The sequence below is a fragment of the Sulfuriferula sp. genome (genome assembly GCF_054605375.1).
This window is the reverse complement of record NZ_JBTSEG010000019.1, coordinates 37,600-63,773: the sequence shown is the minus strand read 5'-3', so window position 1 is coordinate 63,773 and position 26,174 is coordinate 37,600. Positions and strand designations below refer to the sequence as shown.

General features: G+C 57.0%; 24 protein-coding genes. 16 read left to right on the top strand and 8 right to left on the bottom strand.

Annotated elements, in window-relative coordinates; all coding sequences use genetic code 11:
• From ACYCZJ_RS11515 to ACYCZJ_RS11480, 8 genes are all read left to right on the top strand, one after another.
• A partial coding sequence (locus tag ACYCZJ_RS11515) for a CbbQ/NirQ/NorQ domain-containing protein (protein ID WP_461554370.1) occupies positions 1–126 on the top strand: 126 nt, incomplete at its 5' end.
• 124 nt (positions 127–250) lie between these two features.
• Positions 251–2,602 carry a nitric oxide reductase activation protein NorD gene (locus ACYCZJ_RS11510; protein WP_461554369.1) on the top strand — a complete coding sequence of 784 codons (2,352 nt, stop codon included), beginning with the start codon at positions 251–253 and terminating at the stop codon, positions 2,600–2,602.
• Entirely contained in the window at positions 2,599–2,919 is a 321-nt protein-coding gene (locus ACYCZJ_RS11505) for a hypothetical protein (RefSeq protein WP_461554365.1), read from the top strand. The genes ACYCZJ_RS11510 and ACYCZJ_RS11505 overlap by 4 nt, the downstream gene beginning before the upstream one ends.
• On the top strand, positions 2,916–3,218 hold the full coding sequence (locus tag ACYCZJ_RS11500) for a sodium-independent anion transporter (protein WP_461554364.1): 303 nt from the start codon (positions 2,916–2,918) through the stop codon (positions 3,216–3,218). Before ACYCZJ_RS11505 ends, ACYCZJ_RS11500 begins: the two co-directional genes overlap by 4 nt.
• A gap of 21 nt (positions 3,219–3,239) precedes the next feature.
• Entirely contained in the window at positions 3,240–4,145 is a 906-nt protein-coding gene (locus ACYCZJ_RS11495; protein WP_461554363.1) for a class II fructose-bisphosphate aldolase, read from the top strand.
• A gap of 59 nt (positions 4,146–4,204) precedes the next feature.
• A complete protein-coding gene (locus ACYCZJ_RS11490; protein ID WP_461554362.1) occupies positions 4,205–4,612 on the top strand; it encodes a phosphate-starvation-inducible protein PsiE in 408 nt (135 codons plus the stop codon).
• A 12-nt stretch (positions 4,613–4,624) separates the two neighbouring features.
• Complete coding sequence (gene purE / locus ACYCZJ_RS11485) at positions 4,625–5,116, top strand: 5-(carboxyamino)imidazole ribonucleotide mutase (RefSeq protein ID WP_461554361.1); 492 nt, start codon at positions 4,625–4,627, stop codon at positions 5,114–5,116.
• An 11-nt stretch (positions 5,117–5,127) separates the two neighbouring features.
• Complete coding sequence (locus ACYCZJ_RS11480; protein WP_461554368.1) at positions 5,128–6,261, top strand: 5-(carboxyamino)imidazole ribonucleotide synthase; 1,134 nt, start codon at positions 5,128–5,130, stop codon at positions 6,259–6,261.
• Between the two features lie 19 nt (positions 6,262–6,280).
• On the opposite strand, the gene ACYCZJ_RS11475 is transcribed toward ACYCZJ_RS11480, so the two are convergent.
• The 8 genes from ACYCZJ_RS11475 to ACYCZJ_RS11440 form a co-directional block, all read right to left on the bottom strand.
• The gene (locus ACYCZJ_RS11475; protein WP_461554360.1) at positions 6,281–7,327 is read right to left on the bottom strand and encodes a DUF3108 domain-containing protein; all 1,047 of its coding nucleotides are present in this window, start codon (positions 7,325–7,327) and stop codon (positions 6,281–6,283) included.
• Between the two features lie 56 nt (positions 7,328–7,383).
• Entirely contained in the window at positions 7,384–8,070 is a 687-nt protein-coding gene (locus tag ACYCZJ_RS11470) for a DUF3108 domain-containing protein (protein ID WP_461554359.1), read from the bottom strand.
• Positions 8,067–8,705, bottom strand: a complete 639-nt coding sequence (gene purN / locus ACYCZJ_RS11465) for a phosphoribosylglycinamide formyltransferase (RefSeq protein WP_461554358.1) — start codon at positions 8,703–8,705, stop codon at positions 8,067–8,069. Before purN ends, ACYCZJ_RS11470 begins: the two co-directional genes overlap by 4 nt.
• Complete coding sequence (locus ACYCZJ_RS11460) at positions 8,705–10,300, bottom strand: ABC-F family ATPase (protein WP_461554357.1); 1,596 nt, start codon at positions 10,298–10,300, stop codon at positions 8,705–8,707. Before ACYCZJ_RS11460 ends, purN begins: the two co-directional genes overlap by 1 nt.
• An 83-nt stretch (positions 10,301–10,383) precedes the next feature.
• Positions 10,384–12,807, bottom strand: coding sequence for an EAL domain-containing protein (locus tag ACYCZJ_RS11455; RefSeq protein WP_461554356.1), 2,424 nt, complete (start codon positions 12,805–12,807; stop codon positions 10,384–10,386).
• A complete protein-coding gene (locus ACYCZJ_RS11450) occupies positions 12,804–13,616 on the bottom strand; it encodes a phosphate/phosphite/phosphonate ABC transporter substrate-binding protein (RefSeq protein ID WP_461554355.1) in 813 nt (270 codons plus the stop codon). Before ACYCZJ_RS11450 ends, ACYCZJ_RS11455 begins: the two co-directional genes overlap by 4 nt.
• A 41-nt stretch (positions 13,617–13,657) precedes the next feature.
• Positions 13,658–14,977, bottom strand: a complete 1,320-nt coding sequence (gene argA, locus ACYCZJ_RS11445; RefSeq protein WP_461554354.1) for an amino-acid N-acetyltransferase — start codon at positions 14,975–14,977, stop codon at positions 13,658–13,660.
• 63 nt (positions 14,978–15,040) lie between these two features.
• Positions 15,041–15,763, bottom strand: coding sequence for a 16S rRNA (uracil(1498)-N(3))-methyltransferase (locus tag ACYCZJ_RS11440; protein WP_461554353.1), 723 nt, complete (start codon positions 15,761–15,763; stop codon positions 15,041–15,043).
• Between the two features lie 69 nt (positions 15,764–15,832).
• Between ACYCZJ_RS11440 and ACYCZJ_RS11435 the strand changes: the two genes are divergently transcribed.
• The 8 genes from ACYCZJ_RS11435 (at position 15,833) to ACYCZJ_RS11400 (ending at position 26,142) form a co-directional block, all read left to right on the top strand.
• Complete coding sequence (locus ACYCZJ_RS11435) at positions 15,833–16,393, top strand: thioredoxin family protein (RefSeq protein WP_461554352.1); 561 nt, start codon at positions 15,833–15,835, stop codon at positions 16,391–16,393.
• 2 nt (positions 16,394–16,395) lie between these two features.
• Complete coding sequence (locus tag ACYCZJ_RS11430; protein ID WP_461554351.1) at positions 16,396–17,181, top strand: inositol monophosphatase family protein; 786 nt, start codon at positions 16,396–16,398, stop codon at positions 17,179–17,181.
• 351 nt (positions 17,182–17,532) lie between these two features.
• Complete coding sequence (gene tkt / locus ACYCZJ_RS11425; protein WP_461554350.1) at positions 17,533–19,518, top strand: transketolase; 1,986 nt, start codon at positions 17,533–17,535, stop codon at positions 19,516–19,518.
• A gap of 76 nt (positions 19,519–19,594) precedes the next feature.
• On the top strand, positions 19,595–20,593 hold the full coding sequence (gap, locus tag ACYCZJ_RS11420) for a type I glyceraldehyde-3-phosphate dehydrogenase (protein WP_461554349.1): 999 nt from the start codon (positions 19,595–19,597) through the stop codon (positions 20,591–20,593).
• A 130-nt stretch (positions 20,594–20,723) separates the two neighbouring features.
• Positions 20,724–21,905 carry a phosphoglycerate kinase gene (locus ACYCZJ_RS11415; protein WP_461554348.1) on the top strand — a complete coding sequence of 394 codons (1,182 nt, stop codon included), beginning with the start codon at positions 20,724–20,726 and terminating at the stop codon, positions 21,903–21,905.
• A 100-nt stretch (positions 21,906–22,005) separates the two neighbouring features.
• Positions 22,006–23,442, top strand: a complete 1,437-nt coding sequence (pyk, locus tag ACYCZJ_RS11410; protein WP_461554347.1) for a pyruvate kinase — start codon at positions 22,006–22,008, stop codon at positions 23,440–23,442.
• Between the two features lie 45 nt (positions 23,443–23,487).
• A complete protein-coding gene (gene fba / locus ACYCZJ_RS11405; RefSeq protein ID WP_461554346.1) occupies positions 23,488–24,552 on the top strand; it encodes a class II fructose-bisphosphate aldolase in 1,065 nt (354 codons plus the stop codon).
• Positions 24,553–24,897: 345 nt separating this feature from the next.
• Entirely contained in the window at positions 24,898–26,142 is a 1,245-nt protein-coding gene (locus tag ACYCZJ_RS11400) for a cytochrome C (RefSeq protein ID WP_461554345.1), read from the top strand.
• The last annotated feature ends 32 nt before the right edge of the window (positions 26,143–26,174 follow it).

Here is a 26,174-nt window from a genome sequence, read left to right as displayed (position 1 = left end):
GCAGGCAGCCTGATCGCCAAGGACGTGGAGCCGACTGCCGCCTGTCGTATGGCCTTGGTGCGCCCGATTACGGATGACCCGGACATGCGCGATGCGCTGGATGCGGCAGTCAGCACGTTCTTTTAAGACGTTGCCGGGCGCGGCGCAGGTAATCAAATCCACGCCGTCCCGCTAACCCGTATACACCCGACTTGGCGCCGCTTTGCGGCTAGTGCCAAAGGCATTCCCAATAAATTTCCGGAGCAGAATGATGGCGCTCGAACTCGACAAGTATCAAGATATTCTGGACGAGCTCGGAGAGCATGCAGGCGAAGTGTTGCGTGCCTCCTGGGGAGAAGCTGCGCGCGTATTCAGCCCGCGCGGATTGGAACGCTATTATCTGCAAGGCGCAACCGGGCTCAAATCCCTGGGACGTGGCACGGACCTGGTGGTGTCGTTCATACAGAACGCGCCCGCCGTGGCGCGCGAACTGGGCGAAGATGCCGTTGCTGATCTGCTGGCCGCCGCAATCAAGATGTATTCCAAGACCAGCGCTGCGGTGATCGCATCGATTTTTTCGACCAGTCCGGTGGCCGCCGCGCGGCTGGGCGATCCGGAGCTGTTTCGCGGTTATCTGCACTTGCTGGACATGTTACTGGCCCAGGCGCCACGCGGCGTGCGGCCGATGCTGGACCAATTGGGCACCCTGCTGGCCCAACTCACGCTGGGCGGTCTGCGGCGCTGGGCGCTGTGGGGCGCGCAGGCGCACAAAACCAATTTTGACGGACAGCTGAAATATTTCAGTCTGGACAGCCCGGAATCCATCGGCGTATTGCAGCGGGAACGCAAGGGCACCTTGTTCATCGACGTGCAGCGTCGCATCGGCATGTACCTGCGTGCCTTGTGGGGACGCGACTTCTTCCTCCGCCCTACCAGCGGAGACTTCGAACAGCGCGAGGGTTACCGTCCCTATATTGATGGCTACATCATCCACTTGCCCGACGCCTACGATGATTTCGTGCCGGATCCGGCCGCTGACGAGGCGGAGCAGGTAGCCGGCATTGCCCTGTACCGAGCCAGCGCGGCGCATGCTGCATGTCATCAGGTCTACACCACGCGGCAGTTTGACAGTACCGGCCTGAGCAGTTTGCAAAAGGTGCTGATGGGCTTGATCGAGGATGCACGCGTAGAAGCGCTGGCACTGGCAAAATTTCCTGGCCTTCGGCAGACCTGGCTGCCGCTGCATACCGCGACGCCGCAGTCGGGCGACGGCGCTGCCGCATTGATGGCACGCCTGGCGCGCGCGCTGCTGGATGATACCTACCAGGATACGCACGCCTGGGTCGCACTGGGGTGCCGTTTATTCCGCGCACGCTGTACTGAATCCGAGCCGGGGGTGTGGGTACGCGAGGCGGGTATCGAGCTGGCCGACGTGCTGCTCGCATCAGGCGCAAATTACAGTCATACCAATGACGTGATCGACATCGTTTACCGTGACGACAACCGCTACATGTGGGAGTTCGAAGACATACTCGAAGCCGGTCAGGTAATCGCCGGTGTCACCACCCAGCAAATCCGCAAATACGTCAGCGTGATGGAGATGATCAATACGCTGGATGTGCCAGGTGCCGGTGACGATGCCAACGAGATATGGGTGCTGAACAGCGAATTTTTTCGCGATGAGGAAAGCGCCAGCATCAACCAGCAGGAAGGCCGTGAGCCGCCGCCGGATCCTTATCACTATGCCGAATGGGATTATCAGATGCAGCTGGATCGGCCAGACTGGTGCACAGTGCTGGAGAAGCGTCCGAAAACCGGCGAAGTCGAGTTGATCGACGAGATTGTCGTCAAGCACAAGCCGCTGGTAGCGCGCCTCAAGCACCTGATCGAGGCAATGCAGCCGCAGGGGGTGCAGCGCCTGCGCAAGCAGGAAGATGGCGACGAAATCGACCTCAACGCGGCGGTGCGCGCCATGATCGATATCCGGCTGGGCGAGCAGCCCGACCCGCGCATCATGATGCGCAGTGTGCGCAAGGTACGCGATTTGTCCGTACTGCTATTGATAGATTTGTCCGAATCCACGAATGACAGCGTGCTGGGTTCTGACAGCACAGTGCTGCAGCTTGCGCGTGAAGCGACCGTGCTGCTGGCCGATGCGCTGGACAAAATCGGTGATCCCTTCGCGCTGCATGGCTTTGATTCCAATGGCCGCCATGACGTGGAGTATTTTCGTTTCAAGGATTTCGACGATGATTTCAACGACAAGGCGAAGTCTCGTCTAGCGGGCATGAGTGGGCAACTATCCACGCGCATGGGTGCGGCGATGCGGCATGCTGGATCACTGCTCAAACGACAACCCAGCAATAAAAAACTGCTGCTGGTGATTACCGACGGCGAACCCGCCGACAACGATGTGCGCGATCCGCAATACCTGCGATTTGACGCCAAAAAGGCGGTGGAAGAACTGACCCGTGATGGCATCGCTACCTACTGCCTGAGCCTGGATCCGCGCGCCGATGGGTATGTGTCGCGCATTTTTGGCGCGCGCAATTACATGGTGGTCGATCATGTTGAACGCCTGCCGGAAAAACTGCCGCTACTATATATGGGATTGACCCGATGACCCGCACGATGAAGACTCGTGCGCTCATGCCGTTTCCGTTTTTGCGCTGGTTTCCGCTCAGTGCCGAAAAACTGCGCGCGGATAGGGTGGCCGGCATCACTGTCGCATTCTTCTACCTGATCAAAATCCATCCGCTGTTGATGGCGGCGTGGAAGGTCAATCGCATGGGCGCGCTAACGGGGGTGTTCACGTTTGTTGCGACCCTGTCCATGGCACTGTCCATTGCCAATGGTGTGTTGGCCGGCGTGGCGTTGACGATTATCATATTCCTGGTGCGCCGCATGAAGCCGCGTGCTGTTTTGCTGGGACAGATGTGATATTGCGTGCCCATGCCGATTTTCCTCAGGCAAAAATCGTGTTGGTGATCGGCAATGGCATCAACAACATCGATGCCTCGGGTGAGGAAAAAATACGCGAAATCGCAAAATACATGCATACAGCAGGTGTGAAGCTGGCATTCAGCAGCCTGAAGCAGCCAGTACGGGAGAAGCTCGATAGCGCCGGTCTGCAATACTTGCCGGGCGCAGAAAATGTGTTCAAGAGCCGCGACATCGCGTTTCAGGCATTGCAGATGCGCTACGCGGCTGACCTGCAAGCTGATGCGTACCCGATTTAACCGGAAAAATGAAAGCCCTTTATGCCACTCGTTGATATGCAGGACATGCTCGGCCATGCCCACCGACACGGTTACGCGGTGGGTGCCTTTGGTGTGGTCAGCTGGAACGTACTGGAAGGCGTGATCGCAGCCGCCGAGAAAATGCGCGCCCCCATCATCCTGAGCATTTCCAAGTCGTACCCCGGTACCGACAATATCGAATCGCTGGCACGTGCCGTGACCGAAATGGGACATCGTGCCACCATCCCCGTGACCTTTCAGGTCGAAATAGAGAGTGATCTTGCCGGGGCAGAAGCCGCGATTGACATGGGTTGCTGTGGCATCGTGTTCAATGCGTCCTCGAAGCTGCTGCCCGACAACGTGGCGTTAACGCAAAAAGTGGTCGCGCTGGCTGCGCCGTTGGGGGTGCTGGTGGTCGGTCAGGTGGGGCTGATCGAAACCGGGCTGGAAGACGATCTGGCCGAGGCTTCGGGAAATGCCGCAACCACGCCACTGGAAGCCAAATATTATGTCGATCGCACCGGTGTAGGGTGCTTGGCGGTGTCGGTCAGCCGGATCAATTCGGGCGGCAGCAGCAAGTATAATTTTACCCGGCTGTCGAAAATCAACCAGGCCGTTGGCGTCCCGCTCGGCATTCATGGTAGCGCTGGTTACACCGATGACCAGATGCGGCGCATGATCGGTTTTGGCGCAGCCAAGATCAACTACAGTGCGGCACTGCTCGATATCGCTGCTCAGCGCATACGCGACAATGTCACGGCCGGAGCGTCAGGCTATGCGGCAACGGTGGCCGGCGTGCGCGAGGCGGTGCAACTTGAAACCCAACGCTGTATCCAGGTCTGGGGCAGCAGCGGCCGTGCAGCAGAGGTATTGCAGCAATGCCGCGTGCGCAAACCTTTTGTACCGCTTGCAGAAAAAGCGGTGTGACTACGTAATCGGTCGCAAATCGGCTAAAATGCGACACTGATTTTAACCGGAAGCGCATCATGATCCAGCAACACAACCGTTTCGCACTGCGTGTTCTGCACTGGGTCGAAAACTTGGGTCTGGGGATCATTCTGCTGGCCACCCTGGTGGCCGGATTTCAGGAGCTGCGCATCATGGTCGATGCGGGCACTGTCACGCTGACCGATCTGCTGCTCTTGTTTCTCTATCTCGAAATTGTCACCATGCTCGGCCTGTATTACAAACAGGGCAAGCTGCCTGTGCGTTATCCCATCTATATCGCAATCGTCGCGCTGGCACGTTATATCATTCTCGGCATGAAGGAAATGGGCGAATGGCGCCTGATTGGTGTAGCCGCCGCCATCCTGATGCTTACCCTGGCGGTACTGGCGCTGCGTTACGGCCACACCCGCTTCCCCTATCGTGAAGACGGTACGGATGGCGAATAAAGAAAGATTAAAATGAATACACCTTTAATCGGTATTGTGATGGGCAGCAACAGTGACTGGGAAGTGATGCAGCATGCTGCCCTGATGCTCAAGTCCTTGGGCGTGACTTATGAGGCCAAGGTTGTCTCTGCCCATCGCACACCGGATCTGCTTTTTGAATATGCCGCCAGCGCTGCCTCACGCGGGTTGCATGCGATCATTGCCGGTGCCGGTGGCGCGGCGCATTTGCCGGGCATGCTGGCTGCCAAAACCACCGTGCCGGTGCTGGGTGTGCCGGTACCTTCCAGATATCTGAAGGGCATGGATTCATTGCTCTCCATTGTTCAAATGCCCAAAGGCATTCCGGTTGCCACCTTTGCCATCGGCGAAGCGGGTGCGGCCAACGCCGCGCTGTTCGCGGCGGCGCTGCTGGCCAATGGCGACGCAGCATTGGCCGCGCGGCTGGAAGCATTCCGTGCCGAACAGTCCGCCAATGTGCTCAACATGAGTCTGCCGGAAGCCTGACCGTGAGCCCGATGATATTACCCGGTGCCACCCTCGGCATGCTGGGCGGTGGCCAGCTCGGACGCATGTTCACCATTGCCGCGCGTACCATGGGTTACCGCGTGATGGTGCTCGATCCCGATCCCATCAGCCCGGCTGGACAAGTCGCCGATTTACACTTGTGTGCCGGCTACCAGGATGAAACGGCGCTGTCGCAGATGGGCCGTGAGTGCGCGGCGGTGACCACCGAATTCGAGAATGTCCCGGCGCAAACCTTGCGGGCGCTGGCGCTGCATTGCCCCGTCAAGCCGGGCGCCGAGGCAGTGGAAATCGCACAGAATCGGGTGGCGGAAAAATCCTGGCTGCATGCGCATGGCTTTGCCACCGCGCCGTTTGCGGTGGTCGCAACGCAGGCGGAGATCGCTGCTGCCTGCGCGCAGGTCGGTTTTCCCGCTGTGCTGAAGGTGTCGCGCTTTGGTTATGACGGCAAGGGCCAGGCGCGTGTTGCCAGTCTTGATGAGGCGCAGGCTGCTTTTGCAGCCATGAGTGGCGAAGTATGCGTGCTGGAGAAAATGCTGACGCTGGAATGCGAATTGTCTGTGGTATTGGGGCGCAATGAATCCGGCGGATGCGCGCTCTACCCGGTGGCGGAAAATATTCACGAAGCCGGCATTCTCGACCTCAGCATCGTGCCGGCACGCGTCAACGAAGTGCTGGCACAAAGCGCGCGTGACACTGCACAATCGATTGCTGATCAACTCGGTTATTGCGGCGTGATGGCGGTGGAGTTTTTTGTAGTGGAAGGTGGCCGGCTGATGGTGAATGAAATTGCCCCGCGCCCGCACAACAGCGGTCACTACACACTCGACGCCTGTCTTACCAGCCAGTTCGAGATGCAGGTGCGCACCTTGTGCAACCTGCCGGCTGGCGCCACCACGCAACATACCCCCGCAGTAATGGTGAACCTGCTGGGCGATCTGTGGGGCGACAGTCAACCCAATTGGGCGGCGCTGCTGCAACACCCGGCAGCCAAACTGCACCTGTATGGCAAACAATCCGCCCGTCCGGGGCGCAAGATGGGGCATTTCACCTGCGTGGATGCCTCGCTGGAAGCCTCGCTGGCATTGGCGCGAAGCATACGCGCGCAGCTACAGGGAATATCCTGATCCGTGCGCCTGCAAGGCGCTAGTGTTCGACCTTGATGCCGTTGATTACTTGCTCGACGATGCCGAATTTGCCGTGGTTAATCTGAATTTTGGCAGGGAGGTAATTGTAGTCCTGCGCTAGCCATACATCGATCGCGTCTTCACCCGCCTCCTGGTTGCGTACCACATGCAGTGTGCGCAACTGCCCCACAGAAGTATCCAGCATCTCGTCACCCACCACCTGTACCGTATAGGGAGTGAGATCTTTGCTACTGGTGACATGAAGCAGTTGCTCGTCCTGGAAAGGGGCGAGCATCGCCAATTGGAAAGTCACGCTGAGAATATCCTGTGCGCCGGGCAGCAGGGGCACGGTGGATGTGTGGTTGATTTTGCCTAGCGTGACGGTATGTTGCTGGTAATTGAAATGGGCAACGGATGTTTTGCCGGGCGTGGTTTTGCCGCGCTGAATCCAGAAATTATCCGGTGCCAGACCTTGCGGTGTGATGTGACCTTCGCTGATCTGCACCAGCCTGCCTGGCTGGATTAATCCGATCAGGCCGGTGCCCTCGGTAATACTGGTCAGCACGTAATGATCGCCTTGCACCTGCCAGATATAGGCAGCGCGTCCCACCTTGAAACCATTGGCACCCCAGTACAAGGTGTAATTGATGTCGATTTTCCCCGGCAAGGCATTCAGGAGCGCGGAGGGTAGCGGCGCCGGTTCGCTGGCAGCAGCCGTGTCGGTTGGTGGTTCCGCCGGGGCAGTCGGCACAGCTTGAGTCGATGCAGGCGTGGCATTTGTTCCGGGCATGGGCGGGGTGGGTGGCTCAGGGATTGGCACTGGCTTGGGTGGTGCGGGTTGAGTGCGGAGCTTGGGTTTGGGGCGGGGTTTGCGGATGGTTTTGATAACCGGCGCCGGTACAGGTTTGGGTTTGACGACCGGCTTGGGCAATGGCAACGGTTGCAGACGCGCCTGGATCATTGTTTCAGGGTGTTCCGCCGCAGACGGCAGAAAATCAGGTGTTGCCAACAGCAGCAAGTGTGCCAGGACGGATATCACCAGCGCCAGCAGGAAAATCCTGCGCATTCGCGCCGTCGAATTCAAGCTGCTGGACCGGTCACTGACGGCAGCCATGCAAGAGTTTATTCGATCTTGATCTGATTGAGCGTTTGCAGGGCCGTGGCGCCGTCATCAACGATGCGTACTTGCGCGGGCAGGTAGTGCCTGTCGCGTGCCAGCCATACCTCGATCTGCTTTTCGCCCTTTTCCGGCTGGTTGCGGTAATGCAGGGTTTTGAGCGCACCGACCGGTGTGGCGAGGGTTTCTGCACCCACCAAGGTATAGACTTCGTGGCTCAGGCTATGGCCGGTAGAGACATCGAAATCGAGTTTTTTTGCACCCGGCTTGACGAACATGAATTGGTACAGCACCGACAGCCGGTCCTGGGCGTCGGCAGGCAATGCGACGGCTTCGCTGCGATCCTTGCTGGTATGGGTGACTTTCCTGGTCTTCCAGTCAAAACTGGAGCTGATATTTTTTTGTGGGGCGTCGCTGCGGGTTTGCTCGAATTTTGTTGGGCGCAAGCCGTGTGCGGTGATTTTTCCTTCGCTGATACTTTCCAGCTCGCCTTTGAACAATACGGCGAGCGGACCCGCAGCGCGCGTCTGGCTGTCAATGCGGTAGCTGTTACCCCGGCGCGTGTAGGTTTCGTGCACGGTGCCGACTTCGAGGCCGTTATGCGTAAGAAGGTAATCAATCTGGACCTGGCGCGGGGCGGCGAACGCAGGTACAGCTATCAAGGCTAGCAGCAGAGCTATATAACGCATCATGACGGGCTTCCGGAAATGAATAGTGTCTGTTCAGACCCGCTATCGTCGCGCAAGTTTACCCGGCCGTCACTTTGCACCAGCAGCCGCCTCTCGGCAAACCAGGCAATGGCCTTGGGGTAAATGCAATGTTCGGCAGCCAGCACACGTGCTGCCAGGGTAACAGGCGTGTCATCGGCGCGTACTGCTACTGCGGCCTGCAGAACGATGGGGCCATGATCCAGCGTAGGAGTTACAAAATGTACCGTACAGCCGTGAATCTTCACGCCTGCGGCGAGTGCACGTGCATGGGTATCGAGGCCGGGAAAGCTGGGCAATAGCGAAGGGTGAATATTCATCAACCGTCCTGCGTAATGCATCACGAAGCTGTCGCTGAGAATGCGCAGGTAGCCAGCCAATACCACCAGCTCCGGCTGATAACGGTCAATGACTTCGATCAGCGCGTTGTCGAAGTCTTCACGCTGGGTGTATTGCTTGTGATCCAGTGCCAGTGCAGGGATGCCTTGCGCACGCGCCAGATCCAGCCCGCCGGCGTCAGGACGGTTACTGATGACCGCGGCAATCTCCACCGGGAGCCGGGCATCCAGGATGGCTTTTAGATTGGAGCCGCGCCCGGAAATCAGAACGACCAGTTTCATCAGGCCACGCCGCGACTGGCCAGGTAATCCTCGTAGTTGCCGTCATACACGGTCGGGCCCTGATCGGTGATTTCGATGACACGGCTGGCCAGCGAGGACACGAAGGAACGATCGTGCGAGGCGAAAATCACCGTGCCCTTGAACAGTTCCACTGCCGTGTTGAGCGACTCGATGGATTCCATGTCGAGGTGGTTGGTGGGTTCGTCCAGCACCAGCACATTGGCGCGCGACAGGATCAGCTTGCCGAACAGCATGCGTCCCTGCTCGCCGCCGGACAGCACGCGCACCGATTTTTTTGCATCGTCGCCGGAGAACAGCAGTTTGCCGAGCACGCCGCGTACCATCTGGTCGTCGTCACCGGGCTGGGTCCACTGCTGCATCCAGTCGAACAGGGTGAGGTCGGTGTCGAACTCGGCAGCGTGATCCTGGGCGTAATAGGCGATTTTGGCGTTCTCCGACCATTTGATGGTTCCGGCCTTGGCGGGCAGTTCGCCGACCAGGGTTTTGATCAGCGTGGATTTACCCGTGCCGTTTTCGCCCAGGATGGCCAGGCGTTGGCCCGCCTCAACCATAAAGCTTAATTTGGAAAACAGCGGCGCGTCGTAACCAATGGCGAGATCCGTCACCTCGATCACGTTGCGGTGCAGCGGTTTTTCCTGCTCGAAGCGGATGTAGGGGTACTGGCGTGAAGACGGTTTGATGACCACCATGTCCTGCTTGAGCTTGTCGATCTGCTTGACGCGGGAAGTGGCCTGGCGCGCCTTGGAGGCGTTGGCGGAGAAGCGCGACACAAAGCTCTGCAACTCGGCGACTTTTTCCTTGGCTCGGGCATTGGCGGCGGCCTGGCCTTCGCGTGCTTGCGCGGCGGCGGTCATGTATTCGTCGTAGTTGCCGGGGAATAGCTGGATCTTGCCATAGTCCAGATCGGCCATGTGGGTGCAGATCGAGTTCAGGAAGTGGCGATCGTGCGAGATGATGATCATGGTGCTGGTGCGCTGGTCCAGCACGTTTTCCAGCCAGCGGATGGTGTTGATGTCGAGGTTGTTGGTAGGCTCGTCCAGCAGCAGGATGTCCGGGTTGCCGAACAGCGCCTGTGCCAGCAAAACACGCAGCTTCCAGCCGGGAGCGACTTCCTGCATCGGGCCATTGTGCTTGTCGGTGGGAATGCCCACGCCGAGCAGCAGTTCGCCGGCGCGCGCTTCGGCCGAATAGCCGTCGAGCTCGGCGAACTTGCCTTCCAGCTCGGCAGCATGCATATAGTCTTCTTCGGTGGCCTCCGGATTGGCGTAGATAGCATCCTTTTCCTGCTTGACCGCCCACAGTTCGGCATCACCCTGCATCACCACGTCGAGCACGATCTGATCTTCGAAACCAAACTGGTCCTGGCGCAGCCAGCCCAGTTTTTCGCCGCTGTCCAGCGCGACATGGCCGGAGGTCGGGGTCAGCTGGCCGGCAAGAATTTTCATGAAGGTGGACTTGCCGCTACCGTTGGCACCAATCAGGCCGTAGCGGTTGCCGTCTCCGAACTTGACGGTGACGTTTTCAAATAGCGGCTTGGCGCCGAACTGGATAGTGAGGCCTTGGGTGGAGATCAAGATGTATTACCTAAAGATAAATTCAGAACAATAGTCATTTTACCAGTGTGACGCCGGACTTGCTGGCGTGCGTGATCTGGCGGCTACGATAAGGCAGGCTTGCCCAGCTTGGTTTGCCAGTGCCCGCCGCTGGGGATGTCGAGGTGATAGCCTTGCACCATGTCCACGCCCATTTCCTTCAGCACCATATAGATTTCATGGCTTTCCACGAATTCGGCCACGGTGGTTTTCCCCAGCCCGCGCGCTACATCGACTATCGCTTTGACGAAAACCTTATTGTCGCGTTCGAAGATGATGTCACGGATGAACAGGCCGTCAATCTTGAGAATGTCGGCCTTGATGTGCTTGAGATACGCGAAAGATGCAAAACCGGTGCCAAAATCGTCCAGACAGATGATGCAACCGGTGTGGCGCAATGCCTGGATGAAACGTTGCGCCTCCTGCAGGTCGGATAATGCGGACGTTTCGGTAATCTCGATCATCAGACGGCGCGGCGTAACTTTGGCTGCGAGCAGCTCGTCAGAAATGAACAGGGCAAGGCCCGGATCATCCAGCGAGCGCCCCGAAATATTCACCGCGAGTGCAGGAATTTCCGGTTTGGCCTGCAGCAGGGCAATACTCTCCTTGATCACCCAGCGGTCTATCTGCAAAATCTGGCCACTTTTCTCTGCCAGCGGAATGAAATGGCCCGGCATGATGAGTTGTTCCGTGTTCGTCTCGTCACGCATGCGCAGCAGGACTTCCAGATGGGCAAGAATACCGCTCTGGGTGTGATAAATTCCCTGGAAGTGCAACACGAAGCGGTCTTCATCCAGCGCGCGTCCGATGCGTTCATTCCAGCTCATGCGCTGGATCATTTCGCGCGAAGTATCCAGATCGGCCCGGTAGCTGCGCCAGGCATTCTTGCCAGCCTCCTTGGCCTGATACATGGCGGCATCCGCATGGGCAACCAGTTGCTCGGCGCTTTCTGCATGCTGTGGATAGGCGGCAATGCCGAGGCTGCAGGTCAGGCGCAGGTTCTTGCCTTCGAAACGGAATGGAATCTGAGCCACTGCGCGTACGATACGTTCTGCCAGCGATTGGGCGTCCTCGTCACTGGCGTCGGGCATCAGTATGGCAAATTCATCGCCTCCCAGACGGCAGAATATTTCGTTGCTGCGGATCAGCGCTCCCACCGCGCCAGCGACGCGGATCAGCATCGAATCCCCGGCGCGGTGGCCGAAGGTATCGTTGATATACTTGAATTCGTCCAGATCAAAAAACAGCAGGCTGCCGCTATTGCCGTGACGCGTGATGTCACTCACCATGCGCCACAGTTCGTCCTCAAAACGGCGCCGGTTGTATAGACCGGTCAGCGAGTCACGCTCAGCCAGATAAATCAGTTGTTCAGCGGTTTGGCGTTCACGCGTGACGTCCTCGAAAATCAGGATGCGCCCGATGATGCGGCCGTCCTGTTCACGCACCGGATAAGACAGCTGGGTAATCACGCGGCCGTCAGTCATTTCAATTTCCAGACTGTCCGAACTTTCATGCGTACTCATTACGCCCATGATGTGACGCGAGAAATGATCCGGCCGCGCCAGTATGCAACCCGAGTCATTGAGCAGGTCGGCAATTTCACGCCCGACCAGATTGTCGCTGTTGCGGATCATCCATATTTGGGTGAAAGCCGGGTTGGTATAGGCCACCCGGTTGTTGATGGAGACGAACAGGATGCCCAGGTTCATTGCCGACAATAACGCCAGCAGACGGGCTTTTTCCACACGCGTTTCAGCGAGATAACGGCGCTGGATGGATTCGGCCTGCTGTAATGCCTCGATGCGGCCGCGCAGGCTGGCGGCCATGGCGTTGAATGCTTGATTGAGTTGCCCTACCTCATCATGGCTGGTGACAGGAAGATGGATGTTGAGATTACCCGCAGCGATGGTCTGGCTGGCTTCCGCCAGTTGGCGTAAATGACGCGTAAGCCACAGGCTGATGGCGATCAGCAATACGAATGACAGCACGAGCGCGACACCGCTTATGGCCAGCATTTTGTATTTCATGCGGGCTTCGGCATTCCTGAGAAAATCCGTGGAAATGCCGAAATGAAGCGTTCCATAGCGTTCGTCTCCCAGGGTGATGGGTATGGCGGTGTTGAATACACCGTCGCTATCCACATCGGTGAAGCTGCGGTTTTGCGCGGGGAGTTTGCTGTTATTCAGACCAGCTGCCGCGAGTCGCCTGCCTTGCATGTCGGTCACAACCAGATAGCGCAGGCTTTTTTCCTTGTACATCGAGTTAAGCAGTTCCTGTATCCCGGCAATATCCCTCTCAAACAGCGCGGTGCTGAGTGCGGATTCGAGCGGCACGCGTAGTTCCTGCAGCCGCAATTCGGCATTTTCCAGCAGGCGCTGTTGCGCCTCATGCATGCTGGTAAAAGCCAGCAAGCCCAGCATGGTGAACTGCACCAGCATGGTGGTCAGGAATAATTTGACCCACAGCGGTATGGAAACATGACGCTTCATGGGCGCGGCTCCTTTAACAGACGTTGTGCTTCCGCGCCGTAGTGTGCCATCTCGGCCAGGCTGTGATCGTCTGCGGGAAGGATGCGGCCGAAGTGGCTGTGATCAAGGAATAAACGCCCATGCGGCGCACTGCCGAAGCCCAGCAGGGCATCCTGCGCTGCCTGGATGGTGGCTGCCTGGAGCCGTGGGTTGGCCATGAAAAAGAAGCTTTTTACCGCGGGTGTTGCACCGATGATGCGTAATTTACCCCGCATTTTTTCCGGTAATTGATTGAAAAAAAGTATGTTGACTATGGCTGCAGAAACCTCACCGTTTATCACGGCAAGCGCCGCATTGTTGTGGGTGCCACGATTCAGGAAATGGTAATCCGCACCGCGGCGCAGGCCGGCTTGTTGCAAATAGACCGTTCCCAGTATGGTCGTGAATGCCAGAGGATCGGGGATGGCGATATCGGTGTTCCTTAATTCTGCGGGTGAACTCAGTCCGGATGACGCTGCGACGATCAGTACGCCCTGGATTGTGGCGGCATAAGTGGCAAGTGGCCGATAATTGGCTTCAAGCTCGGCTAGCCAGGCCATGTGTGGGGGGGTTAGCACGATATCGAAGTCGCCGTGCCGGGTTGCATCAACGAAGGCGCGAGGATTTTTAGCGGTGTAGATCTGTACCGGCCGTGCGAGTTGCTGCTGCAGGTAATTGCCGAGTGGCTGGTACAGGCGAAACAGACGTTGTGACGACAGGTTGGGATACAGCCCGATGATGAGCGGCAGCGCCGTCGCGCGGGCGCCGAGCGGCAGGCTGCAACATAGCATGAGTGCGCATAATTGGCGGCGTGTAGGGTTCATTGCCCGGATTATATGGGTTTAACGAACACTTTGGAGCGGCGCTGGTAGTTATATAACGCCTGTTTACCTGTGGGTAGCTCGCTTACATCGACTTCCTTGAAGCCGCGCTCTATAAACCAGTGGGCGGTGCGTGTGGTGAGAACGAACAGGTGTTTCAGTTTTAGCGCGCGGGCTTTTTTCTCGGCGGCTTCCAGCAGCGTATCGCCACGGGTTTTGCCGCGATAATCGGCATGTACCGCCAGGCACGCGAGTTCGCCAGCGCGCTCACCGGCAAACGGATAGAGTGCGGCGCAGCCAATCAGTATGCCATCGTGCTCCAGTACGATGAAACGTTCGATTTCCATTTCCAGCCGCTCACGCGAGCGCCGCACCAGCACGCCGTCCTCTTCCAGTGGACGGATCAGTTCCAGAATGCCACCGACGTCGTCAATTCCTGCCGGGCGCAGGGTTTCCAGCCGTGCCGGCGTGAGCATGGTGCCGATGCCGGCATGAGTGAATAATTCCGACAGCAATGCGCCGTCAATGTGACGGCTGATCAGATGCACGCGACCGATGCCGTGTTTGCTGGCGGCGATGGCGCACGGCAGGTAAAATGTCACGTCTTCCGGCAAGCTGCGTTTGGCGGCGACTATTTTTTCCGCTTCCGGCACAGTGAGTACGCGCAGGAGCCCACCCCGGGCATTGTGCACGCCCTCGGTCTCCATCAGGAAAATCAGTTTGTCGGCATCCAGTGCCAGCGCGGCCTTGGTGGCCACGTTTTCCAGCGACAGGTTGAATATTTCGCCAGTGGGCGAATAACCCAGCGGCGATAGCAACACGATGTCGTTGTCGTCAAGGCGCTGGCGAATGGCGGCAGCGTTGACCTTGCGCACTTCGCCGGTGTGTAGCAGATCCACGCCGCCGCGCACGCCCAGTGGCCGCGCAGTGACAAAGTTGCCGCTGGTTACGCGAATATCGGCGTTGGCCATCGGGCTATTGGGCAACCCCATCGATAACAGCGCCTCGATTTCCACGCGAACTTCCCCCACGGCTTCCTTGACGCAGGCCAGCGCGGCATCGTCCGTAACGCGCAGGCCGTCGGCATAGCGGATCGCTGCCTCACGCTGGGTTAAATGTTCTTCGACTTGCGGACGTACGCCATGTACCAGTACCAGGCGTACGCCAAGGCTGTTCAGCAGATTGAGGTCATGTGCGAGGTGGGTGAATTGGCCATCGCTCAGGACCTCGCCGCCAAAGGCAATCACAAAAGTCTTGCCGCGGAAGGCATGAATATAGGGCGCAGCAGCGCGAAACCAGTGAACGAAGGTGGAGGGTGGAGAGGCTGCCATACGGTTTATTATTGGATTTGGATTGGATGTGCTTGAAGTGTATAACAAAAATACGAGCGTTTGTTACAGATCTCCCCACAGGATTTGCATGGCAGCCAGTGCTGCCAGAGCCGCGGTTTCAGTGCGTAGCACACGTGGCCCCAGCCGAATTGGAATGAACCCTGTAGCCAGTGCTGCACTGTATTCGGCCGCGGCAAAGCCGCCTTCCGGCCCGGCCAGTATGGTCACAGCGCCTGCGGGGCGCGGCAGGGTATGCAGGGTGTGTTGCGCATCCGGTGCGAATATTAGCTTGAGCGGCACGGCAGCCTGCGCCAGCCAGATGGGCAAGGGGGTAATGTCGGATACCGTCGGCACACGGTTGCGTGCGCTCTGCTCACAGGCGGCGATCACCAGGTTTTGCCAATGGGCGCGACGCTTGCTGGCGCGGTCGCCGGAGAGCTTTACGACACTGCGTGCGCAGGCGACCGGCTGAATCGCATGGATACCCATCTCCACCGCTTTTTGCAGGGTGTAGTCCATGCGTTCACCGCTGGAAATGCCCTGCGCCAGCGTGACGCGTAGCGGGGTTTCACGCTCCACATCGTGCCATATCCTTACCTGTACTTCCACCTCGCGTTTGCCGATGTGATGGATGCTGGCCGTCCACTCGCCGCCCCGGCCATTGAATAGCGTGATTGTGTCGCCGACCGCCAGGCGTAATACGCGTGCGGCATGGTGAGCGCACGATTCCGGCAGCTTGATCAGAGTATTTTCAGCAAGGTCTTCGGGCAGGTAGAAACGTGGCATGGTGGCTCAGGGCGGGCAGGGGTGCGTGATATGATAACGGGCATCGTATTGTAATTGGAGTCGAAGTAAATGGTCAGTCTGCAAACCCCTGTCTGCAATTTCGGCTGGAAGGCCCCGGATTTTGATCTGCCTGGTGTAGATGGTCAGCGTTATACGCTGCAATCGGCGTTGGGCGAAAATGGTCTGCTGGTGATGTTCATCTGCAATCACTGCCCTTATGTGCAGGCCATTCGTCCGCGCCTGGTGCGCGATTGCCGGGAACTGCGCGATGTTTACGGGATAAACAGTATTGCCATCATGTCCAACGATCCGGCTGATTACGCGGAAGACAGCTTCGATAATATGCAGAAAGTGGCGGCCGAGTTCGACTTTCCCTTCCCGTATGTGTACGACGCGAATCAGGCTGTCGCACGTGCTTATGACGCAGTGTGCACGCCGGATTTCTTCGGATTTAATCGTGATATTGAATTGCAATACCGCGGTCGTTTTGATGCTTCGCGCAAGGAGACATCTCCGGAAGGCGTGCGCCGTGATTTGTTCGATGCCATGGTGCAGGTAGCACGGAAGCAGGCTGGCCCGCTGGAGCAGATTCCCAGCATGGGCTGCTCGATTAAATGGAAGGCGGCTTAGCGGTGCTGCAATCCGTTATTGATGTGGTCAAACGCGTCGCCCAGGCTGAGGTGATGCCGCGCTATCTGAAAGTGGCCCACAGCCGCAAGGCGGACGGCAGTTTGTGTACCGAAGCTGATCTGGCCTGCCAGGTCGCGCTGGTCAGCGAGTTGACGCGCATCGCCCCTTATCCGGTACTGGGTGAGGAAATGTCCGAAGCCGAGCAGCGCAGGTTATGGGCGGCAGGATTCGATGGGCTGTGGTGTATCGATCCTATCGACGGCACCTCCAATTTTGTCAATGGCGTGCCCTATTTCGCTGTCTCCGTCGCGTTGATGAAAGCCGGGCGCAGTGTGATGGGCGTGATTTATGATCCGGTCGCCGATGAGATGTTTTATGCCGAAAAAGGCCGGGGAGCATTTTTAAATGGCGAACCCCTGCCGATCAGAACCCGCTCGCCCGATTTGAGCCACAGTCTGGCCGGGGTGGAATTAAAACGCATCAGCGACGCCATTGCGACGCAGGTGGCGTTACACCCGCCCTATAGTTCGCAGCGCAACTTCGGTGCCAGTACGCTGGATTGGTGTTACACCGCGGCCGGGCGATTCGATGTGTATTTGCATGGCAGCCAGAAATTGTGGGATTACGCTGCCGGCTGCCTGATCATGGAAGAGGCAGGGGGGCAAATGTGTACGCTGATTTGTGATGATTTTTGGGCCGACGATCTGTGGGAACGGCCTGTGGTGGCTGCGCTGGGCGTTGATTTGTTTGCTGAGTGGAAAGCCTGGATACGTGCTGCGGATAAATGAACCGGGCGGCCCAATTAAAAACTTTGATTATCCTCGACATGATTTGCAAACTACCGCGCTGAGCCTTAAAAGCCGGGCATTTTAGGTCGCAAATCCATGGCTTTTGCCGCCAATTCAGACGCTTGTCGAACTTGCCCAATTTGGCTGGCTCGGCCATAATCAAGAACTTTCGCTGCATTTTCTATTGTTGGGCAGCGACACTGCGCCACTTAAGCATTTGAATTGCCTGCTTGCGGGACACCCCGCGGGTTGCAAATATTCTGAACGCTCCCTCTTCGGGTATGCCGGTTGCAAGCCTGGGGGCCCGTTTTTGCAGTATTAAACGTATTTTTATTGACTGAGGAAGAAACAATGGCAACTCGTACCGATCTCGCAAACGCTATCCGGGCGCTGTCCATGGATGCGGTGGAAAAAGCCAAATCGGGCCATCCCGGCGCACCGATGGGGATGGCGGAAATCGCCGAAGTGGTGTGGAACCATCACCTGCGCCATAACCCGGCCAACCCGAAGTGGATCGACCGTGATCGCTTTGTGCTGTCCAACGGCCATGGTTCGATGTTGCTGTACTCGCTGTTGCATCTGACCGGTTACGACCTGCCAATGGATGAGTTGAAGCGTTTTCGCCAGCTGCATTCGAAAACGCCTGGTCACCCTGAATATGGCTACGCGCCTGGTGTAGAAACCACCACGGGTCCACTGGGTCAAGGTATCACCAATGCAGTCGGCATGGCGATGACTGAAAAATTGCTGGCGGCGGAATTCAACAAGCCGGGCCATGAGATTGTCAATCACCATACCTATGTATTCCTCGGCGACGGTTGTCTGATGGAAGGCATTTCGCACGAATCCTGCGCGCTGGCCGGCACTTGGGGCCTGGGCAAGCTGATTGCATTTTGGGATGACAATGGCATCTCGATTGATGGTCACGTCGAAGGTTGGTTTACCGACGATACGCCCAAGCGTTTCGAGGCTTACGGCTGGCATGTGATCGCTGGTGTGGATGGGCACGATGCCGTAGCAGTAGACGCAGCTGTTCAGGCGGCCAAAGCCGTGACCGACAAGCCCAGCATGATTTGCTGCAAAACCATCATCGGTAAAGGTTCTCCCAACAAGGAAGGCACCCATGATGTGCACGGCGCTGCGCTTGGTGCGCAGGAGATCATCGATACCCGCAAGCATATTGGCTGGGATCACCCGGCGTTTGAAATTCCTGCCGATGTGTATGAAGGCTGGGATGCCAGGACCAAGGGCGCGGGGCTGGAAACGTTATGGAATAACAAATTCGCTGAATATGCAGCCGCTTTCCCGGCCGAAGCAGCCGAATTCAAGCGTCGCATGGCAAGCGAATTGCCGGCGAACTGGAATGCACACCTGGCGCAGGCGATTGCCGCCATCAACGCCAAGGGTGAAACCGTCGCAACGCGCAAGGCATCACAAATCGCCATCAATGCGCTGGCACCCGCGCTGCCCGAATTCCTTGGCGGCTCCGCCGATCTGACTGGTTCCAATCTGACCAACTGGACAGGCTGCCACCATGTTAAAGCCAATAGTGTCGGCAACTACATTTCCTACGGCGTGCGCGAATTCGGCATGTCCGCCATCATGAACGGTATGGCGCTGCATGGCGGCGTGCTGCCGTTTGGCGGCACCTTCCTGATGTTCTCCGAATACGCACGCAATGCCCTGCGCATGGCGGCGTTGATGAAGCAGCGCGTGATCTGGGTATTTACCCACGATTCCATCGGTCTGGGTGAAGACGGCCCGACGCACCAGCCGGTTGAGCAAACCGCCACCTTGCGCATGATTCCGAACATGGACGTATGGCGTCCATGCGATACCGTGGAAACCATTGTTGCCTGGGGGCAGGGCGTGGAAAAACACGACGGCCCGACCAGTCTGATCCTGAGCCGCCAGAACCTGGCATTCATGCAGCGCGACGCAGCTACCATCGCCAACATCGCCAAGGGCGGTTATGTGTTGAAAGACGCAGCCAATGCCAAGGTGGTACTGATCGCTACCGGTTCGGAAGTCGAACTGGCGGTCAAGACACAGGAAGCACTGGCGTCCGAAGGAATTGCCGCACGCGTGGTGTCAATGCCTTGCACCAGCGCTTTTGACCGTCAGGACGACGCTTATAAGGCCAGCGTACTGCCCCAGGGTGTGGTGCGCGTGGCCGTTGAAGCAGGTTCTACGGATGGCTGGTACAAGTATGTCGGTCTGGATGGCGCAGTGCTGGGCATGCATAGCTTCGGCGAATCGGCGCCTGCACCGGATCTGTTCAAGCATTTCGGCTTCACCGTGGAAAATCTGGTGAAAACCGTCAAGAGCGTAATGTAACGGCAATACCCTTGCCAGGGTGCGCAAGCCCCTGGCGACGAGAGGATTCATCTTTTTATATTGGAGGCGGTAAATTATGACTATTAAGGTTGGTATCAACGGTTTTGGCCGCATTGGCCGCATGGCATTCCGCGCAATTGCCAAGGATTTCCCGGATATTGAAGTGGTCGCGATCAATGATCTGCTCGACCCTGAATACTTGGCGTACATGCTGAAATTCGACTCGGTGCATGGCCGTTTCAATGGCGACGTGGCCGTTGAAGGCAACAACCTGATGGTGAATGGCAAAAAAATCCGTTTGACAGCCGAACGCGACCCAAGCAACTTGAAGTGGGACGAAATCGGTGCTGATATTGTTATCGAATCGACCGGTTTTTTCCTGACCAAGGAAACCTGCCAGGCGCACATCAACGCAGGGGCCAAGAAGGTCGTGCAATCAGCGCCTTCCAAAGATGACACCCCGATGTTTGTATTCGGCGTGAATCACACCAAGTATGCAGGTGAGGCCATTGTCTCGGCCGCTTCTTGCACCACCAACTGCCTGGCGCCAGTCGCCAAGGTGTTGAACGATAACTGGGGCATCAAGCGCGGCCTGATGACGACGGTGCATGCTGCGACGGCAACCCAAAAAACCGTTGACGGTCCATCCAGCAAGGACTGGCGCGGTGGCCGCGGTATTCTGGAAAACATCATTCCGTCGTCTACCGGTGCCGCCAAGGCCGTCGGTGTCGTGTTGCCGGAATTGAAAGGCAAGCTGACCGGCATGGCATTCCGCGTGCCAACTTCCGACGTGTCGGTGGTGGATCTGACCGTGGAGTTGAATAAAGAGGCCACGTACGCGGACATTTGTACGGCAATGAAATCCGCCTCTGAAGGCGCCCTCAAGGGCGTGCTGGGTTACACCACTGAAAAAGTGGTGTCCACTGATTTCCGTGGTCACTCGGCGCCTTCGGTATTCGACTCGGAAGCCGGCATTGCGCTGGATTCCACCTTCGTCAAGGTCGTCGCCTGGTATGACAATGAATACGGTTATACCTGCAACATGCTGCGTTTCGTACAGCACGTAGCGAAGTAATCGACAGCAGGCGGCAAGTCCGAGGGGTCGCAGTATCGCCCTGGCTGACTTGCCCTTGTGCATTGAACGATGTGAGCTTTAAGGCTTGAGCATTCCCAAGCCTTAAACCTTACTTCTCGGGAGAATCACAATGGCAGTTATCCGCGTTACCGACCTTGATCTCAAAGGCAAACGTGTTTTCATTCGTGCCGACATGAATGTGCCGGTCAAAGACGGCAAGGTTACTTCGGACGCCCGCATCACAGCGTCCATGCGCACCATAGAGCATTGTCTCAAAGCCGGTGCCAAAGTGATGGTGGCCTCGCATCTTGGGCGTCCGACGGAAGGTGAATACTCCGCAGACAATTCGCTCCAGCCTGTGGCAGATGTGCTCAGCGCCAAACTGGGTAAGCCGGTGCGATTGGTCAAAGACTGGATCGACGGCGGCTTCGATGTGGCCGCAGGTGAAGCCGTGATGCTGGAAAATGTGCGTTTCAACAAAGGCGAGAAAAAGAGTCTGGATGAGACTGCGCAAAAATATGCGAAGCTGTGCGACGTATTCGTGATGGATGCTTTCGGAACTGCGCACCGCGCTGAAGCTTCGACGCATGGCATTGCCAGGTTTGCGCCGGTGGCTGCAGCGGGCATTCTGTTAACCGAAGAGCTGGAGGCGTTGACCAAGGCGCTGCTCAGCCCGGCGCGGCCCATGGTCGCCATCGTGGGCGGATCCAAGGTGTCCACCAAATTGACAGTGCTGGAAGCGTTGTCTGAAAAAGTGGATCAGATGGTGGTCGGCGGCGGTATCGCCAATACCTTCCTCAAGGCGACCGGCAAGAACGTCGGAAAATCCCTGTGCGAGAATGATCTGGTTCCGGTCGCGCAAGCGCTGATGAAGAAAATGACCGCGCGTGGTGCCACCATCCCGATTGCGGTGGATGTGGTGTGCGGCAAGAAATTTGACGCCAATGAACCTGCGGTGCTCAAAGACGCAGGATCAGTGGTGGATGATGACATGATCTTCGACATTGGCCCGAAATCGGCCCAGGAACTGGTAGAGATCATCATGAAGGCCGGGACGGTTGTGTGGAATGGTCCGGTTGGCGTGTTCGAATTCGATCAGTTTGGCGAGGGCACCAAAAAAATTGCCGAGGCGATTGCCAACACCAGCGCCTTCACCCTGGCGGGTGGCGGCGATACGATAGCGGCAATACAAAAATACGATATCTATGACAAGGTATCTTACATCTCCACCGCTGGAGGCGCTTTCCTGGAGTTCCTGGAAGGCAAGAAATTGCCTGCTGTTGAAATTCTTGAGCAACGTGCAGCAGGCTAATCCATTAACGGTGTTTGGCTGGTATGAACGTCGTTGCGCGGGCAGAATATTCTGCCCGCGGACGTTTCCTTGACAAGCCTTTTTCAGAGTAAATATATACATGATCCGCAGAACAAAAATCGTCGCCACGCTCGGCCCCTCATCCAATGATCCCAAGATACTGGACAAGATGATGGAGGCAGGCGTGGACGTCGTGCGCCTTAATTTTTCACATGGTATTGCACAGGATCATATCGATCGCGCCGAGATGGTACGTTCGCTGGCGCGTACCCGGGGCCGCGCCGTGGGCGTGCTGGTGGACTTGCAGGGGCCCAAAATCCGGGTTGGTAAATTTGTTGACGGCAAGATTACGCTACAGACCGGAGACCGTTTCGTGCTGGATGCTACCTGCGAAATGGGTACCCAGGAACGTGTCGGACTTGACTACAAGGATCTGCCCAAGGATCTGCAGCGTGGCGCCACGCTATTGCTGGATGATGGCCGTATCGAAATGTGGGTGGAAGAGGTGAACGGCGCGGAAATTATCTGCAAGGTAATCCAGGGCGGCGTACTGTCCAATAACAAAGGTATCAACCGTAAAGGCGGCGGGCTGTCTGCCGCCGCGCTGACTGAAAAAGATATCGAAGATATCAAGACAGCGGCCGCCTTGAAAGCAGATTATGTAGCGATTTCGTTTCCGCGTTCCGCTGCCGACATGCAACTGGCGCGTAACCTCCTGCGTGCAGCGGGTGGCCACGGCATGCTGGTCGCCAAGATCGAACGTGCCGAAGCGATCCCTGCGCTTGAGGAAATTCTCGATGCCTCGGATGCCATTATGGTGGCGCGTGGCGACCTCGGCGTGGAAGTCGGCGATGCCGCTGTGCCAGCGCTGCAAAAGAAAATGATCCGCATGGCGCGCGAGCGCAACAAACTGGTGATTACTGCCACGCAGATGATGGAATCCATGATTTCCAGTCCGATACCGACCCGCGCCGAAGTTTCCGATGTGGCCAATGCAGTGCTGGACGGGACCGATGCGGTGATGCTGTCTGCAGAGACAGCTGCGGGCATGTTTCCGGTGGAGGCGATAGCCGCCATGGATCGCGTGTGCTGTGAGGCGGAAAAGGAAATCGAACGTGATTTTGTCAATTTGCGGATCAATAAGAATTTCAACCGGAAGGATGAATCGGTCGCAATGGCAGCCATTTTTACCGCGACGCATCTGCCGAACGTACGCGCCATTGCAGCCTTGACCCAGTCGGGAAGCACCTGCCTGTGGATGTCGCGCATGAGCACGGGTGTGCCGATCTACGCCTTGACACCAGAGGTGGAAACCCGTAGAAAAGTGACCCTGTATCGTGGCGTTTATCCGGTCAATTTCCAGACCAATTCCAAGGATCGCGATCAGTTGTTGATCGAAGCGGAGGATGAGTTGCGTCGACGCGGTGCAGTGCGTGATGGTGATTTGATCGTACTGACCATCGGCGAACCGATCGGTGAAGCCGGTGGCACCAATACCATGAAAATCGTCACTGTCGGCGAGAACAAAAAATCTTAAAATTTTGCAGAAATTGCAGCCTATTTATTAACCAAGGAGAAAATCATGGCACTCGTATCCCTGCGCCAATTGTTGGACCATGCAGCTGAAAATGGCTATGGTCTGCCCGCATTCAACGTTAACAATCTGGAACAAGTTCAGGCCATTATGGAAGCCGCTGATGAATGCGGTAGTCCGGTCATCATGCAAGCCTCTGCAGGCGCGCGCAAATATGCAGGCGCCAGCTTCCTGCGTCATTTGATCACGGCTGCGGTTGAAGCCTATCCCCATATTCCCGTTGTCATGCACCAGGATCACGGTGCCAGCGCCCCGGTATGCATTCGTTCCATTACCGATGGCTTTTCTTCTGTGATGATGGACGGTTCCTTGCAGGAAGATGCAAAAACCCCTGCCAGCTATGAATACAACGTGGAAATTACCCGCAGGGTGGTCGATATAGCCCATGCAGTAGGTGTTTCTGTGGAAGGGGAACTGGGCTGCCTGGGCTCGCTGGAAACCGGTATGGCCGGCGAAGAAGATGGTAGCGGTGCGGAAGGCATGCTGGATCATTCACAATTGCTGACCGACCCGGAAGAAGCCGCCGATTTTGTCAAGAAAACCGGCGTGGATGCGCTGGCTATCGCGATTGGCACTTCGCACGGCGCATACAAATTCACCCGTCCGCCTACCGGCGACATCCTCGCCATTGGCCGTATCAAGGAAATCCACGCGCGCATCCCCAACACGCACCTGGTGATGCACGGCTCTTCTTCGGTGCCGCAGGAATGGCTGAAAATCATCAATGACTTCGGCGGTGACATGGGTGAGACCTATGGTGTGCCGGTGGAAGAAATCATGGAAGGTATCAAACATGGCGTGCGTAAAGTGAATATCGATACTGACCTGCGCATGGCATCCACCGGTGCTGTGCGCAAGTTCCTGGCGGAAAACAAGAAAGAGTTTGATCCACGCAAATTCCTGATTGCCTCCACCAAGGCCATGAAGGCAATCTGTAAAGCACGTTATGAAGCTTTTGGTTGCGCAGGCCAGGCAGCCAAGATCAAGCCGGTGGATCTGGAGAAAATGGCAGCGAAATATGCCAAGGGTGAACTGGCAGCAATTATCAAATAATTTTCCTTCTACCCAAATAAAAAAGGCAGCTTGGGCTGCCTTTTTTATTTGTAACGCGCCTGCTGCTCCAAGATCGTATGCGTGCTGTTTATTTGGCCTTAGCCATGCTTCAAATCAATATCGAGCGGGTATTTCATCCTGATTGTCAGCGAAATGTAAGCTATTCCCCCTATTATGAATATTGGTATTTACTGATATGGTAATGCCAGTGTTCGTTTTTTTTGGCTCGGGGAAAAGGGGAAAATCATGTTGCGGCAATTGCTGATAAAAGCTTGCAGGGTCGACCAAGCTGCCTCTTGGTTAATCGTATCTATTCTAGCGTTCACTTCAGTCAACGCTCATGCTGTGCCTTCTTTCGCACGACAGACCGGTCAAAACTGCGTTGCTTGTCATGCCGGGGGACAATTTCCCGAACTTACCCCCTACGGGCGCCTGTTCAAGCTTACCGGCTACACCATCGGACAGCGTGCGCTGCCGCTGGCGGCCATGGCGGTGCTGACCTCCAACAAGGTGAAGGTCAATGATCCCACTCAAGGGAAAACGCAAGACGGGTCTCCCATCTTCAACACTGCCAGCCTGTTTATTGCGGGAAAGATCACCGACAAAGTGGGCGGATTCGTGCAGATCACCTATAACAACTATGATAGTCAGGATTCCGAGACCGGGAACTGGTCGGGCCATACCGGTTCGGACAACCTGGATCTGCGCTACGCCGATCACCTCATCAACGACAAACAGGATCTGATCTACGGCCTCACCCTGCACAACAACCCCGGCGTACAGGACGTGTGGAACAGCACCCCGGCCTGGGGCTACGGCGTGGTGCCTGGTAACACCGGAGTAGGAGGCGCCATCACCCCGATGCTTGGCGGCGGTTTCGCCACGATTCAGGACGGCACTCTCGGCCAACAAGTGGCGGGAATCGGCGCCTATGCCTACTGGAACAAGACGCTGTATGCGGAACTCACCGGCTACCGCACCGGCGACGGCGTCTTTTCCTTCATGACCCAGGGTAATGGTGGCCAGATCAACATCAAGGGTACCAATCCCTACGCCCGCCTGGCGCTGACCAAGGAATGGGGCCCCCACAATGTGATGGCCGGCTTGTCCTACTTGGACGTCCGTCCATACACAAATCCGGCTAGCCACTCCGGACCGACCGACCACTATCGTGACAATGGCATCGACTTCCAGTACCAGTACTTGCTCGACCCCTACACGGTCACCGCGACGGTCACTCGCATCCATGAAAACATAGACTATGGAACGCCCGGAGACCTTCCCGACACAGTCAATTCCCTGAGGGCCAAGACATCCTTCATCTATCAGGCAAAGTATGGCGCGTCCCTGTCCTATTTCGATGTCAGCAATAGCTCACGCAATAGCTCAAGCACTCTCCCGAATGCCGCACAGACCGGGACGCGCGGCTGGACGCCCGAGATATTCTGGACGCCGGTGCAGTATGTACGGCTCGGCATGCAATACACCATGTTCAACAGAGTCAATGGGCTATCCAGCAATACCGACGGCAGCGGCAGGAATGCGAAGGATGACAACTCGCTGTTCTTCTATGTCTGGGGCGCATACTAAGCAGACGGTTTAAACAACCTGGTGCGCGCGCC

Excerpts from the sequence above, each read along its gene's own strand:
- ACYCZJ_RS11510 (WP_461554369.1), top strand. The coding sequence starts at position 251 with ATGGCGCTCGAACTCGACAAGTATCAAGATATTCTGGACGAGCTCGGA.
- ACYCZJ_RS11505 (WP_461554365.1), top strand. The coding sequence starts at position 2,599 with ATGACCCGCACGATGAAGACTCGTGCGCTCATGCCGTTTCCGTTTTTG.
- ACYCZJ_RS11495 (WP_461554363.1), top strand. The coding sequence starts at position 3,240 with ATGCCACTCGTTGATATGCAGGACATGCTCGGCCATGCCCACCGACAC.
- ACYCZJ_RS11490 (WP_461554362.1), top strand. The coding sequence starts at position 4,205 with ATGATCCAGCAACACAACCGTTTCGCACTGCGTGTTCTGCACTGGGTC.
- purE (WP_461554361.1), top strand. The coding sequence starts at position 4,625 with ATGAATACACCTTTAATCGGTATTGTGATGGGCAGCAACAGTGACTGG.
- ACYCZJ_RS11480 (WP_461554368.1), top strand. The coding sequence starts at position 5,128 with ATGATATTACCCGGTGCCACCCTCGGCATGCTGGGCGGTGGCCAGCTC.
- ACYCZJ_RS11475 (WP_461554360.1), bottom strand. The coding sequence starts at position 7,327 with ATGCGCAGGATTTTCCTGCTGGCGCTGGTGATATCCGTCCTGGCACAC.
- ACYCZJ_RS11470 (WP_461554359.1), bottom strand. The coding sequence starts at position 8,070 with ATGATGCGTTATATAGCTCTGCTGCTAGCCTTGATAGCTGTACCTGCG.
- purN (WP_461554358.1), bottom strand. The coding sequence starts at position 8,705 with ATGAAACTGGTCGTTCTGATTTCCGGGCGCGGCTCCAATCTAAAAGCC.
- ACYCZJ_RS11455 (WP_461554356.1), bottom strand. The coding sequence starts at position 12,807 with ATGAAGCGTCATGTTTCCATACCGCTGTGGGTCAAATTATTCCTGACC.
- ACYCZJ_RS11450 (WP_461554355.1), bottom strand. The coding sequence starts at position 13,616 with ATGCTATGTTGCAGCCTGCCGCTCGGCGCCCGCGCGACGGCGCTGCCG.
- argA (WP_461554354.1), bottom strand. The coding sequence starts at position 14,977 with ATGGCAGCCTCTCCACCCTCCACCTTCGTTCACTGGTTTCGCGCTGCT.
- ACYCZJ_RS11440 (WP_461554353.1), bottom strand. The coding sequence starts at position 15,763 with ATGCCACGTTTCTACCTGCCCGAAGACCTTGCTGAAAATACTCTGATC.
- ACYCZJ_RS11435 (WP_461554352.1), top strand. The coding sequence starts at position 15,833 with ATGGTCAGTCTGCAAACCCCTGTCTGCAATTTCGGCTGGAAGGCCCCG.
- tkt (WP_461554350.1), top strand. The coding sequence starts at position 17,533 with ATGGCAACTCGTACCGATCTCGCAAACGCTATCCGGGCGCTGTCCATG.
- gap (WP_461554349.1), top strand. The coding sequence starts at position 19,595 with ATGACTATTAAGGTTGGTATCAACGGTTTTGGCCGCATTGGCCGCATG.
- ACYCZJ_RS11415 (WP_461554348.1), top strand. The coding sequence starts at position 20,724 with ATGGCAGTTATCCGCGTTACCGACCTTGATCTCAAAGGCAAACGTGTT.
- pyk (WP_461554347.1), top strand. The coding sequence starts at position 22,006 with ATGATCCGCAGAACAAAAATCGTCGCCACGCTCGGCCCCTCATCCAAT.
- fba (WP_461554346.1), top strand. The coding sequence starts at position 23,488 with ATGGCACTCGTATCCCTGCGCCAATTGTTGGACCATGCAGCTGAAAAT.